Here is a 12,996-nt window from a genome sequence, read left to right as displayed (position 1 = left end):
TCTGTTTTCCGCTCACTCTTCCAATTCCGGGCGCCACTCGTAGATGATGGCGGCAAAGTCCGCTTCGAAGCCGAGAGTATCGGGGTAATGATTGTGTCGGGCAATGTAGGTAAACACGACGATCATGTCTTCGACAATCTCTTCATCGCAGCCCCACATCGTTGTGAAGTCAAAGCCGCCGCACTGCCCAGGGTTCCACCACGCCAAGAGGAAGTCGGCAACACGCCGGCTCTGACCAGTGTCACGCTTCGCATGCCCGATGAGGCGCCGTAGTGCCGCACCTTCGTTTTCGCTGAGTTCAGCCATCGTACGTTCCTGTAGTTGATTATCGTTTGCTGGCCAACTAGCCAGCATTAGACGCGCCGCGTTTTCCTCTAACGAATTCGACGCAAGGTGTAAAACGGGTTAGTTGCTGTATCGTGGCTCACGAGCACAAACCTGATTGCGCTTCCCTTCATCAGCCCGTCCGTATACGTTACTCGCACAGTGTTCCCTTCGGTCGAATAATCAACGTGTTCGATCACGCCCATCGCCTCTGTCTCACCAGGCCTAAGTGTGATCGTCATCGGGAGCGCACCATCAGTCCTCCATGTACCTTCAAGTAAGCCTGGCGAGCCTTTACAGCCGGACATAAGCACGCTGAAAAGAAGCGCAGCCGCGCAGCGAATCCTCATCCCTTCTCCTTACAGGTCGAGTCTTCTGCATCCTTTCGATGTTGGGCAGATAATGTACATTTCATCTACGCAATTTTATAACGCTGTGTTTGCGAGGTCCATGAAAATTGACGAAATATCACTTCGCAAACGCAACCAAGTTGCGGCGTCTGGCGGATTCGGAAAGAGGTGTTTAACTTTCTAATCAGCTAAAGTACGTCGGTGAACATCTCTTCGAGCCGCTTTTGCGAAACTTGCAAATACGGGCGAACATGATCAAGCTCAGCGTGGCCGAGCAGTTGCTGAACGGTCTCGACAGCGTGCCCTTGGGCGATCAACCGCGACGCCATCGTGCGCCGGCCACTGTGTGATGAACCGCCTTTGATGCCAGCATCGCGGTATAGCTTGGTGATGTGGGATTGCAGACTGTCGCACGCTAAATAATCGACGCGTTCGCCGACAAAGTTCACCCGCCGCTTAGTGTTGAGGTGGAATTTATAGCCTTTGTGGGTCAGGATCAGCATGCTCGTAGGTTCAAGGCCTCGATAGCGGCCAAGGTCGCCAGTCGTTCGTAGGCGCCGCGTTACCCGGTAGACCAGGTATCGGTCGAGCGCCTGAATGACCTTTGAGTGGTTGAGGTACACGCAGCGCTGCCGGCACCCTTTCGTAATTGCGGCACGAAGGCTGACTTCACCGCGTAGGGCGCCTGACGGAAACAGCACATCCTGAACCTCGAGCTGCGCGATTTCGGTCACCCGCATCCCCGCTGTTATACCGAGCAGCAGAACCAGACAATCGCGCTCAGAGACGGTTTGAAAACTCCGAAGCAACTATGATGTCCAAATGGTCCCCTTCGACAGGAGTACGCCATGTGGACAGCGGAGCAACGAGCACGGCATAAAGTCCGGGTTGCCAAGGAGCGCAAGGGTTATCCCACTGATGTCAGTGATCAGGAATGGAAACTCATCGAGCCATTACTGCCGGGTGCAGCCCGAACTGGACGTCCACGCAGGACTGAGCTTCGCCAAGTGATCAATGCACTTCGTTATCTGGTCCGTTCAGGCTGCGAATGGCGCATGCTGCCGAACGATTTTCCTCCCTATCAAACGGTGTATTACTGGTTCCGTCGGCTGGTGCGACGCTTCCTGTTCCAAACGATCCATGATCTGGCATTGATGCTGGACCGGATGTGCGAGCAGCGCGAAGTTGCTCCCTCCGCCGGTATCGTCGACAGCCAGTCCGTGAAGGCGCCAGGCGCGCGTGAGCGCGGCTACGACGCACATAAGAAGATCAGCGGTCGCAAACGGCATATCGCGGTTGATACTGACGGGCGCCTACTTGCAGTCAATCTGACGCCTGCCGACGTCGCCGATTCGACAGGCGCGCAATTGGTCCTCGACGCCTTGGTCAAGCGCTGGCCATGGGTCAAACATTTGTTCGGCGATGCCGCTTACGACCGACGGACCTTGCTGGACAAAGCCACCTATCTCGACTTTACCGTCGAAGTCGTACGCGGCTTACAAGGTCAGGACGGCTTTCAGGTACAACCAAGGCGATGGGTCGTCGAGCGTACCTTTGCGTGGCTGATGCGCTATCGCCGCCTCGTCCGAGACTACGAACAGCGCCTCGATGTATCGGAAGCGATGATTTTCATTCCGCTCGGCTCTTCGTTATTGCGAAGGATGGGTTTCCGGTGAGTTATTAAACCGTCTCTAAGAGGGTGTAGACAAAATCAATAACGTAGCTGTGGCATGCTATCCCGATGTGGAAGGAGCATGTCATGGCAACGAAAGATCCACTCGACGGTATTGAGCCGTCAAGCAATGCAGGAGGCAGGCCGCCGGCGTTGAAGCCTGAGCATATCGCGGTTTTGCACGATATTGTCGCGGAGCGCGCTCAGGCCAGCTTGCAGGAAATCGCTGACGAGCTGCATCGCCGCTGTGGGTTACACGTGTGCGATGCAACGATTCGTCGTGCGCTGCGGGCGCAAGGCATCGTAAGGCTCAAGCCGGTGCGCCGGGCGCATGCGGAGCGGGCCGCGGGCGCCAAGCGATATGGCTATACGGCGGCGCACCGACGCGAGGACATATCGCCGTACAGCACCAACCTGACTGACGCCGAATGGGAGCTGGTCGCTGATTTGTTTGAGCGAATACCCGGGCAACGAGGAGCGCCTGTGCATTACAGCCGCCGCGATCTCGTGAATGCTTGCTCGTATGTGTTGCGCACGGGTTGCGCCTGGCGGTTGTTACCCGAGACGTTCCCGCCTTGGCAGGCGGTCTACAAGGCATTTTCGCGCTGGGTTAGTGCGGGTGTGTTCGAGCAAATGCAGGACCGCCTGCGTGAACAATGGCGTGCACGCATGGGGCGTGCGAGCACGCCCAGTGCGGCGGTGATCGATGCACAGTCTACGCGCGCCTCGCCGCAAGGTGGCGAAAGCGGATTCGATGCAGGCAAGAAGGTCAAAGGGCGAAAGCGCAATCTCGTCGTGGATACGATGGGACTGCTTATCGCAGTCACGGTCACCGCCGCGAGCGTGCAAGACAGGGATGCTGCCGCGGCCGTGGTGGCACAAGCATGCGTGAAGAGCCCTAGGCTGGAAAAACTTTATACCGACGGCGCATACGGTGGGAAGTGCGCCCGTGAGATCGAGCAGGCGCATCATATTCGTGTCGAAGTCATTCGTCGTCCAGGTAGCAGCACGATCGGAACGCTGTATGATCCCGAGACGGCACCTACGCCAACTGCTGATATCGGCTCAGGATTTACGATTCTGCCTAAGCGTTGGGTCGTTGAACGAACCCACGCGTGGACCGAACGCTGGCGCCGCACAGTGATGCATCACGACCGCAAACTCGCTGTATCGGCGGCTTGGGTTTGGCTAGCTGTCGAGGCGCGTATGCTACTCAGCAGGCTCGCTTATCAAGGTTGATTTCGTCCACACCCTGTAAGTCGTATTATCATCGAAGGCGCTCTTGTAAAGCTATTTTGAACAATGTCAGCGCAACCAACTAATAACGCTTCGCTCGCTCTTTTTTAAATTCTTTGATTGCGTTAGTAAAAGGTTCAAAAAAAAGAATAATATCTTGGCGGGCTACTTCTTTGACATGGGCCAACAAGGTGGGACTTTCTGGATAACGTGGCCTGGGCCGCGGTCCCCAAGTGAAGAATCCTTTGATCAGTGCAAAGATTAGTCGTCCAGTCCGTTTGATGTGAGAAATTAGAGACATATCGGTACCTCCGCTAAAAATACTATTTTGCTCCAAAATTTTTTGCCTTGCAACCTGCGACCCTTACTCATTTTAGCGATAAGTTTTCTACCCATTTTTTTAAAGAAACTTTTTAACGCGGCTACGCAAGGCGCACAGAAGATTATAACCTTCAGAGACATCCGCGAGAAGCTGGGTTGCGCGATCGAAAACGTGAACGAAAATAGAGGTATAGCCATACGATATACCACTAACTCAAGGGGAACACCATGATCAATTTTCTGAGCAACTACAGCGGCTTTTTTACTTTTATTGGACTCCTGTTCGGTTTTTGCGCGATGTTCAGCGAAGGTGGCGACGAAAACTATGACGAAGCTCAAGCCTACGACGACGAATGTCACGAGCGCGAGTTGGCCAATCCTGGCAACCCTGCCAGCGTATGCTATGGGGACGACTACTAAGCCCTAGAACCTATTTTCGCCCCCGCATTTTTGCCCGATATCGGTGGAAGTGCCGGTGCGTTCTGCTGTGCGTCCGATGCCGTAGTATCTGGCGCGACTAGTCGACGTGCTGTTCGAATTTTTTGACTAGTTTTTTCTAATTGCGTCCGACAACGTGTCGTTCGCCCTTCTAAACAACTTCGTCGCCGTCAGTCCGCGCTCTCCGTCGCTCTACCATCGGTCAAGAATTGTCGGCCCAACGCACTATTTGCGCCAACCTGGCTTGGCGCGACACCACAGCGGCGGTACCGGCATAGTCTCAGCGTTCAGACAATATGGCGCCCGAAAGGTTAGACCATTGGACGCCTTGGTTTATCAAATGCTCACGCCGGTCTTCTCGCCGCTCCTGCCGCGCATGATTGAGATCGCCGCGGCTTCTAGGGCCGCCAAGTTCATACCCTCGCTCGGCGCCAGCCAGTCGGTTGCGTGGCGCCGGCTATGATGGGCCCATAGCACCTCGATTTTGCGCGGATCGTCATACACTTGAATGCCTGCCAACTCGGCCTGCAGTTGGAAGCAGTGGGCGACGCGGCTGTCAGGAATCGTCGTTGTCGGCTCGATTTTCACGGCTTGCAGGCACGCGATAATATTTTCTTTGGCCCTGCCAGGCGCATCAAGCTCCCCAGCGCGGCCGAAGCTGCCGTAATACGGGCTGGTAATGGAAATACGGGAATGGCCGAGCGATTCGCTTACTTGGCTGCGCAAAACGTTCATGTCATCACGGTCCATTTGCCCAGGTGTTCCGCCCAAGGTCGGCGGGATAAGCCCTTTTATAAGGGCTGCATTCTCAGCATATTGCGCACGCAAACCGTGGCCAGTGCAATTGGTTGTCGCTCTCGATATGCCGAGCCTAGCCATCAAATAATCATAGCGATTTTCGGAATAGTTAAACGACGCCTCTTTCCAGTCACCCTTCCACGGCTTTCCGTCAATGCGCTCCATCCAGCCAACACGTGCGTTCTTCGAGCATTGCGATTTCACATAATCCAATAACTCACGCTGGACTTCCGTGACGATATCGATATCGCGCGGCCGACCGCCCTTCGTTTGGTAGACCGCGAATCTGTTGCCCTTATCGACTTTCCAAGGGACCATTTGCAAAACTTCCATTCGTCGCAGGCCAAAGGCTACTTGGAGCAAAATCATCAGGTAAAAGCGACTGTCGAGCGACTTTGCTTCCAGCGCTTTTTCGACGACGTCAACACCATTCTCTGCCCAGCTTTTGCTCTTGTCCGCAACGTTATTGACGCGCAATTCGTGCGGCGGAACATTCGGCAGATAATGCTCAATACTCTTCACCAAGCCTTTTTTGCCGACCCAACCGCAGAAGATGCGCAGTTGCGACAGGTAGCCCTGCATCGTTTTCGGCGCCAGGTTGCGTTTGTACCAGTCCTTGCACAGTGCTTCAATATGCCGCTCGCCGAGTTTGGTTGGATCCTCCAGCTTGTAGCCGAGCTCGTACAGCCGGGTGAACATCGCACGTAGGGCCTCACCTGCGGCTGTTTGGGTCCGTCGGCTGGCCACGCGGCCGTTGACGCGAGTCCCGGCATGGGCAGCCAGGATCTGGTTGATGGTGGTAATGACGCGCATAGTTGTCCTTTCGCAATTTTTTGACGGTTCTACACCTCTCTGCGCACAGGGCTTGTGCGCAGGGAGGTATCGACTGCTTACCGAGATATCTGCCAGGAGTGAAGGACCTTACCGTAAGGACACTTGTTTCACGCTGTCGCCTTCATGGCAATTTCGACAACGTGCCGGCGCCTTTCGGCTACCGGTTGCCTGACCAACTGCCGTCAGGCGTAGAACATTGACGCAGTCTCTCGCGTAGCGCATCCGGCCTATAGGCAGGTTGGGTGGCGCTAGCACCCGATGGCATGGTTCCCGCCCGAAAGCGTCGCGGTGTGCAGCAGTAGCCCGAGCAATCACTCGGCGCGTCCTGTGTCCGGGGTGTCCGGATAGCCGCTCTTTTGTCCCCGTAAGGTTGGAGTTTGGTGCGCGATCCCCGTTCGGGTGCGCTGCGCCTGGTCACTTTCGTGGTCCCGAAGCCAGTCCGACTTTCGTTTCTGAGGCGTTTCTGTGTTTGAAAATGCCCGCTATCCCGCATGGCTGCTGGGTTTGCTCGGCACTCTGTGTAGGTCCGTAGTTGACCGCTGTGGTGGCGAAAAAAAACAGCCGTGAGGCTGTTTGTTTAAAAACCGGCGTAGACCGGTTGCACCAGCTCGTGCTGGTGACTTGGGAAGATGCCGCTTAGGCGGCGTGTTACAAAAACTTTTCGCTCCAAGATAGAGGGAAAAGTTGGATTTCGGAGCCGATGCCGCTTAGCGACGAAAAAATTTTATCAGAATTTCGCTGCTGAGAAAATCGAATCGCGTGAAATTTACTATCAAATTCGAAAAGTTGGTCTCGCCAGAACGTATTAAGGTACGCACCTGGACTAGTTATCCACAGCAGAGTCGTCAAGATTCGCCAAAAGTCGGCAATAGTCGTCAGAAATCGTCAGAAGTAATCAGAAATCTGCAGGAGTCGCCAAAAACATCCAGGGGTCGACATCACGCGACGGAATTCGACAACCGCCTTACCAGCGTCCCCAATAGGTCGGCACAGACAACAGATCAGCTACTCGTGCCACGTACAAATATGAATTCACCAACTCCAAACGACATTCTCGAAGGGCTTCGCACGGAAAGAGTGCAGCCTTCTTTGGCTGCGCACGTGCGTGTAAAATTCGTAGCGATTAAGGAGTGCCTAGCCGCTGGCTATAGCCATCGCCAGATCCACCACTGGCTTACGTGCCGCGGCATGCAGGCCAACTACAAAGCCTATCACCGCGCTTTTCGCCGCCTGGAATTACAAGTTGAGTCCGCTGGAGGATGGCCGTCAGCTCAGCAGTTGCCTTCGACTAAGGGAGAAAAGGTGCTAATAAATCGAAAGCAGAGCATTTTTGTGCAGGATTCGCTCCCAACTCTTCCTTCTGACCCAACTAGGCTTTAATGGAATGGACGCATCCTTCCTAACACGGCATTTAGGTGCCAAAGTGGATGTGTAAGTTGTCCACGACTAGAAAGGAGCGTCCGAGATGAAGCTGAGTGCATGCGGCATTGATCTGGCAAAGGCGGTGTTTCAGGTACATGGCGTCGATCTTCATGGCAAGCCCTGCCTGCGCAGGCAGCTCAGGCGTGCGGAGCTGCTGACGTTTTTCGTGAACCTCGAGCCTTGCCTGATAGGTATGGAAGCCTGCGGTAGCGCCCATTGCTGGGCGCGCAAGCTGAGCCAGATGGGACATACCGTAAAGCTGATGGCGCCGCAGTTCGTGAAGCCCTACGTGAAGACAAACAAGAACGACGCGGCCGACGCCGAAGCCATCTGTGAAGCGGTCACCCGGCCCAATATGCGTTTCGTGGCGATCAAAACAGAGCAGCAGCAGGCGTTGCTGGCGATCCACCGCGCACGACAGGGATTCGTCAAGGCGAGGACCGCTCAGGCCAACCAGATCCGTGGCCTGCTGGCTGAATTCGGGATCGTCATTCCAAAGGGACTTTGCAATCTCGGTCCCAGGTTGGCATCGCTGTCTGATGAGTCGGCCGGACAGTTACCCGGCAGTTTCTGTAGTCTGCTGCAGCGGCTTGCCGAGAATCTGAAGGAGTTGGACCGCCAGGTTCAGGATTTGGAGAAAGAAATCCAACTCTGGCACGCGCAAAATGAAGCCAGTCGCCGACTGGCCGAGATTCCAGGAATTGGCCCGATTACCGCAAGCGCACTGGTCGCTTCGATTGGCGATGCGCGCTGCTTCAAGAATGGCCGGCAGCTGGCTGCCTGGATGGGATTGGTGCCCAGGCAGCACTCCAGCGGTGGCAAGCAGGTTTTACTGGGCATCAGCAAACGGGGCGATGGCTACCTGCGCGCGCTGCTGATCCATGGTGCGCGTGCCGTTCTTCGACACGCCGAACACAAGGTGGAGACTGCCACCAGTTGGCTCGGGCACTTGCTGTCGCGGCGAAACAAGAATATCGCAGCTGTCGCGCTGGCCAACAAGAACGCGCGCCGGGTATGGGCACTTCTCATGCACGACGGAAGGCGGTTCCGTGCGGATTACGTCCCCGCTGGGGCAGGCACGTAATCCGCAAGGCCAAGTTACCTCTCCACCGACTCCAAGGAAGATTGGCAAGCATCTTTCCACCGATTGCTTAGGCGATCCAGATGTGATGGCAAGATAGGTCAGACCGTGACCGGCAAACCCTGCGTGCAACAAGGAGCGTCAAGCTCGTGGCTTTGATCAGGAGCCGGTCAGCAAATTCCATCAGGGACAGAGGCTACGCCTCGACCAAAGTCCGGATGTATGGCTGCAATCTACCTCTTTTGGACATCACGAATCGAAAGCCTGGCAAATCAGGATGCGTCCATGTATGTTGCATAAATCAGGCTCGGCCAGCGTAGAACCTTTGGGTCTGGTAGCCTGAGCGGATGAAACCAGCTCCTCAGAAGTACCGCACCACGAATTGGAAGACGTACAACGAAGCCCTCAAGGCACGTGGCTCGCTGCTCATCTGGCTTGACCCGGCGATGAAGTGGCATGGGCAGCCGAGCGGCAAGCGCGGGCGCAACCAGATGTTCAGCGACCAAGCGATTCAGTTCTGCCTGAGCATCAAGTGCCTTTTTAATTTACCACTGCGCCAAGCCATGGGCATGACGCAAAGCCTGTTGCACCTGGCTGGACTTGACTGGCCGGCGCCGGACTACAGCACTGTAAGCCGGCGGCAAAAGACACTCCAGGTCGCCATCGGAGCGGTACCCACGACGACGGGTTTGCATCTGTTGGTGGAAAGCACCGGCATCAAGATGCTGGGCGAAGGCGAATGGAAGACGAAAAAGCACGGTGCAGACTATCGCCGCCAATGGCGCAAGGTGCATCTCGGGATTGACGCGTCCACGCTCGAAATCCGGGCCATGGAAGTGACCGACAACAGTATTGGCGACGCGCCCGTCCTACCAGGGCTACTTGATCAGATTCCTGCCGACGAGCGCATTGCCAGCGTCAGCGGCGATGGCGCTTACGACACGAGGGACTGCCACGAGGCCATCGCTTTGCGTGCCGCGCATGCCATCATCCCGACCCGCAAGAACGCCAAACCCTGGAAAACGAACCGCCGCGGTGCGGATGCACGTAACGACATTCTGTACACGACACGCAGGCTGGGCCGGGCGATCTGGAAGAAATGGAGCGGCTACCACCGGCGCAGTCTTGTCGAAACCAAAATGCGCTGCTTCAAACTGCTGGGCGAACGCGTCATGGCACGTGACTTCGACCGTCAGGTCGCCGAACTGCAGGTGCGAGCTGCTGTGCTGAACCGCTTTACTCGACTGGGCAGGCCGGTTACGGTCCCAGTGTTATAAAACCAACTACAAATAGCGTCAGCTCGGCCTTCGCTCAATTTGCTCAACAAAGCCGGCGAGCACCATAAGCGCGGTCGACACGCACGGAAGTGGGACGTTTTCGCGGACGACCTCGACCGGCACGTGGCACACAGATGGCGTCAAGCACCTGCCCGACGTTGGCCGCGTCGCTGCACTGTCCAGCAGTGACGAGGATGGACAACGGCAAGCCGTGCCCATCTACGCAAAGATGGATCTTGCTGGTGATTCCGCCGCGTGAACGCCCCAGCCACTCGTCGGTTACTGCCCCCATTTTTCTGCTGCTGGAAGCGTCTTTCGGGCTCCGCCAGCACTGCGTTGGGCTTTGATGTGCGTGGCATCAAGCGCAGCACCATCCCAGTCGACCAGCCCAGCCTCGTCGGCCGCAGCCTGCATGACCTTGAGAAGTCGCAGCCAGGTCCCATTCCTCGACCAACGGACAAATCGGTCATAGAAGGTCTGCCAGGGACCGTAGCGCGAGGGGATGTCGCGCCAAGGGGCATCCGTACGCAGGCGCCATAGGATGCCATTGATCACATGCCGATGCTCGACATAGACGTGACCATGACGTGGATTGGATGGCAGATAGGGCTCAAGCTGGCGCCACTGCTTTTCGGTAAGGTCGGTTCGGCTCATCGCCCTCCGACCATCCCATCTCAATTAAGTGCAGTCAGACAGACCCTAGTCGCATCACCCGCTGGGCAGGTCGTTTCCGCCGCAGCCGACGGTGGGCGCTGTGCGCCTGCGCGGTCAGGAGGCCTTCGGTGTCGGAAGCGACGTCGTCAGACGCGCCGTCGAGGCCGGCCTGCGCCCGGGGGCTGACGGCCGGTATCTACCTGTGGCTCACGCTCGAGGACCTGACCGTGCTCGACCTCGTCCTGGTCCCTGCGCTGCGCGAGCGCGGCTTGCTGCTGCCTGGCTGCGGGCGGGTGCTGTTCTGGCACCCTAGCGACGCCGGCGAACTCGACTACCTGCCGATCCGGCTTGTATAGCGCCCGCGCGCCGTCCGTGCGCGTCCCATGACACCGGGGACCGCGCGCCGCGCCGCGCCGGCCCGGTCGCCAGCCGGATGTTTATCCACCCCTTGTCAGGAAGCGCCCTGCGCGAAACTGAAGGCCTACCAACCAAGGAGCGAACCATGCGATCCGATATCCCAATCATTCCCGGCGGCGGCACCGACGCCGGCGCCAGCCCCGCACGAACACGGCCGGTTGCGGGCCCGGCCACGCGCCTGCCCAACATCAGGCCATGCACATGGACCTGGTGCTTCCTCGAAGCGGACGGCGTTGCCGCGCAGGGCGGAGTGACCGCCGTCGACCCACGCGACGCGGCGACCCGCGCGTGCACCAGCGACGCCGGCCGGGCGCTGGTAGGACGCCTTGGGATTCATCCGGACCGCCTGGCCGACATTCCCGCCAACGACGACCCAGCTTACCTGCTGGAAGGGACTGGCTGGGCGCTGCAGGTGCGGATCGCGCCCCAAGAGATCATGGCGCGTCTTGTTATCCTGGTTGAAGCAGCATGCGCGCGCCGCCAAGAGCCCGACCAGACTCCGGGCGGCATGCTGGACGGCGCAGTGATCGACTTGCTGCTGCCCGAAGAACGGGCGCAGCGCGACGCCCTGCTGCTGGCGCTGCCGGCCGACGGCGAGCTTCGCGAAGCGGCGCGCCAGCGGATCGCCGCATGGCTGGCCGCAGGCCGGGTCGACGGGACCGTCGCGCAGACCGGGCCTGCGAACCCGAGCGAAGATCCGACCGGTCCAACCGCCGAACCACGTCAGGGAGGCGCCGTGCACACCTAGCTTCCACGCCCTGCACAGAAGCACCCGAGCGAGCGGGTCGCGGTAGTCACTGCGGCCCCGGGCCCCACCGCCTCCAGCGCGCCGGCGGGATCGAAGGCCTTCCACCCGAACACAAGGGTATCCATTGCATCTATCCGCCGAGACCCGGCACCATCCCGCGCAGGTGCTGTTCCTGCGGCGGTCACATCCGCACCGATGCCGGTTTCGTCGACATGGGCAGTGCCCCGTACCGGCGGTACCTGTGCGCACCAGCAGCTTGCGAGTTGTGTGGATGTGCATTAATATACTTAGCCTACTAACAAAATTAGACCGGCCGAAAAACATGGTTGCATGCTTCAAGATAACGATCGCAGACACTGGCCAGCAGTTCGACTGCGGGCCGGACGATACCGTCTCTCGCGCCGCATTGCGCGCTGGCCTCGGGATGCCTTATGAATGCAATGTGGGAGCCTGCGGTTCGTGCAAGATCGAATTGCTCGACGGTGAAATCGTTTCGAACTGGCCGGAGGCGCCGGCGTTGACCGACCGCGACCGAGCCCGCCGACGGGTACTGGGTTGCCAGTCGCGGCCGGCGAGCGATTGCACCATCAAAGTCCGGCTAGGCAACCACTACGTCAGCAGGATCCGACCACAGCGTGTTGCGGCCGTCCTGACCAGCGTCCACGACGTAACCCACGACATCCGCGAATTCCGCTTCCAGCCCGAGTCGCCGCTTGCTTTCCTGCCTGGGCAGTATGCCTTGATTAATTGCGCGGGCTTTAACGGGCCGCGCGCCTATTCGATGTCGAATACCGCCCGCGACGACGGTAGCTTGCATTTCCAGATCAAAAGGGTGCACAACGGCGTGGGCACCACGATCCTGTTCGATCGGCTGGGTCCGGGCGATACCGTTACCCTGGATGGCCCATATGGGTTGGCCTACCTGCGTACCGAAAGCCCGCGTGACATCGTGTGCATTGCCGGTGGGTCAGGGTTAGCGCCAATGCTCTCCATCGCGCGAGGAGCTGCGGCCGATCCTGCTACGGCGGCGCGCAAGCTCCATTTTTTCTATGGGGGACGCTGCGCGACGGATATCTGCGGTGAAGAGTTGCTTTCCGCGCTGCCCGGTTTTGGCGCGCGCCTGTTCTTCCATCCGGTCGTCTCGATGCCCGAGTTAGACAGCAATGTGTCGTGGTCGGGCCGCGTTGGATTCGTGCACCAAGCGGTGCAGGAGGTGATGGGGCAAAGCCTAGCCGATCACGAAATCTATTTCGCCGGGCCGCCCGCGATGACGCAGGCGGTCCAGCAGTTGCTGTCGCAGAATGGGGTGCCGCGCGAGCAGGTACACTACGACGCGTTCTATTGAATGCCAACATATTGCTACAATGCTTGCCTTTCCGTGACCGGTGCAGCATTCGATCTTTTGTCACCGTCTCGAGCCGCAC

At 58.0% G+C, this 12,996-nt stretch carries 11 protein-coding genes and 1 pseudogene; 8 read left to right on the top strand and 4 right to left on the bottom strand.

Going from position 1 to position 12,996, the window contains the following annotated elements:
• Positions 1-12: 12 nt before the first annotated feature.
• Both AM586_RS27325 and AM586_RS27315 read right to left on the bottom strand, forming a co-directional pair.
• A complete protein-coding gene (locus tag AM586_RS27325) occupies positions 13-306 on the bottom strand; it encodes a hypothetical protein (protein ID WP_047824843.1) in 294 nt (97 codons plus the stop codon).
• 556 nt (positions 307-862) lie between these two features.
• Positions 863-1,414 (bottom strand): site-specific integrase, encoded by a 552-nt coding sequence (locus AM586_RS27315; RefSeq protein ID WP_082439917.1) that lies wholly within the window; start codon positions 1,412-1,414, stop codon positions 863-865.
• A 108-nt stretch (positions 1,415-1,522) separates the two neighbouring features.
• Here AM586_RS27315 and AM586_RS27310 point away from each other — a divergent pair, with 108 nt between their 5' ends.
• The 3 genes from AM586_RS27310 to AM586_RS27300 all read left to right on the top strand — a co-directional run bounded on the left by AM586_RS27310 (position 1,523) and on the right by AM586_RS27300 (position 4,323).
• The gene (locus tag AM586_RS27310) at positions 1,523-2,350 is read left to right on the top strand and encodes an IS5 family transposase (RefSeq protein ID WP_047824841.1); all 828 of its coding nucleotides are present in this window, start codon (positions 1,523-1,525) and stop codon (positions 2,348-2,350) included.
• An 83-nt stretch (positions 2,351-2,433) separates the two neighbouring features.
• Positions 2,434-3,585 (top strand): IS5 family transposase, encoded by a 1,152-nt coding sequence (locus tag AM586_RS27305; protein WP_047824840.1) that lies wholly within the window; start codon positions 2,434-2,436, stop codon positions 3,583-3,585.
• Positions 3,586-4,131: 546 nt separating this feature from the next.
• Positions 4,132-4,323 carry a hypothetical protein gene (locus AM586_RS27300; protein ID WP_047824839.1) on the top strand — a complete coding sequence of 64 codons (192 nt, stop codon included), beginning with the start codon at positions 4,132-4,134 and terminating at the stop codon, positions 4,321-4,323.
• 354 nt (positions 4,324-4,677) lie between these two features.
• Here AM586_RS27300 and AM586_RS27295 read toward each other — a convergent pair whose 3' ends face one another.
• Positions 4,678-5,952, bottom strand: coding sequence for a site-specific integrase (locus AM586_RS27295; RefSeq protein ID WP_052233892.1), 1,275 nt, complete (start codon positions 5,950-5,952; stop codon positions 4,678-4,680).
• A 1,486-nt stretch (positions 5,953-7,438) separates the two neighbouring features.
• Here AM586_RS27295 and AM586_RS27290 point away from each other — a divergent pair.
• Both AM586_RS27290 and AM586_RS27285 read left to right on the top strand, forming a co-directional pair.
• On the top strand, positions 7,439-8,479 hold the full coding sequence (locus tag AM586_RS27290; protein WP_060567200.1) for an IS110 family transposase: 1,041 nt from the start codon (positions 7,439-7,441) through the stop codon (positions 8,477-8,479).
• Positions 8,480-8,823: 344 nt separating this feature from the next.
• Complete coding sequence (locus tag AM586_RS27285; protein WP_047824837.1) at positions 8,824-9,753, top strand: IS5 family transposase; 930 nt, start codon at positions 8,824-8,826, stop codon at positions 9,751-9,753.
• A 55-nt stretch (positions 9,754-9,808) separates the two neighbouring features.
• Here the strand turns inward: AM586_RS27285 and AM586_RS29025 are convergent.
• Positions 9,809-10,407: pseudogene (locus tag AM586_RS29025) on the bottom strand (IS5 family transposase); the annotation flags it as partial.
• Between the two features lie 227 nt (positions 10,408-10,634).
• Here AM586_RS29025 and AM586_RS29130 point away from each other — a divergent pair.
• The 3 genes from AM586_RS29130 (at position 10,635) to AM586_RS27260 (ending at position 12,917) form a co-directional block, all read left to right on the top strand.
• Complete coding sequence (locus AM586_RS29130; RefSeq protein ID WP_257791543.1) at positions 10,635-10,763, top strand: hypothetical protein; 129 nt, start codon at positions 10,635-10,637, stop codon at positions 10,761-10,763.
• A gap of 146 nt (positions 10,764-10,909) precedes the next feature.
• Positions 10,910-11,572, top strand: coding sequence for a hypothetical protein (locus AM586_RS27265; RefSeq protein WP_156328180.1), 663 nt, complete (start codon positions 10,910-10,912; stop codon positions 11,570-11,572).
• A 322-nt stretch (positions 11,573-11,894) separates the two neighbouring features.
• Positions 11,895-12,917: a 2Fe-2S iron-sulfur cluster-binding protein gene (locus AM586_RS27260; protein ID WP_047824834.1), complete on the top strand. Its 1,023-nt coding sequence runs from the start codon at positions 11,895-11,897 to the stop codon at positions 12,915-12,917.
• The last annotated feature ends 79 nt before the right edge of the window (positions 12,918-12,996 follow it).

The organism is Massilia sp. WG5, assembly GCF_001412595.2.
In the GTDB taxonomy this organism is placed as follows: domain Bacteria; phylum Pseudomonadota; class Gammaproteobacteria; order Burkholderiales; family Burkholderiaceae_D; genus Telluria.
Note: the sequence above shows the minus strand (reverse complement) of the source record. Positions and strands in the feature narration are given on the sequence as shown.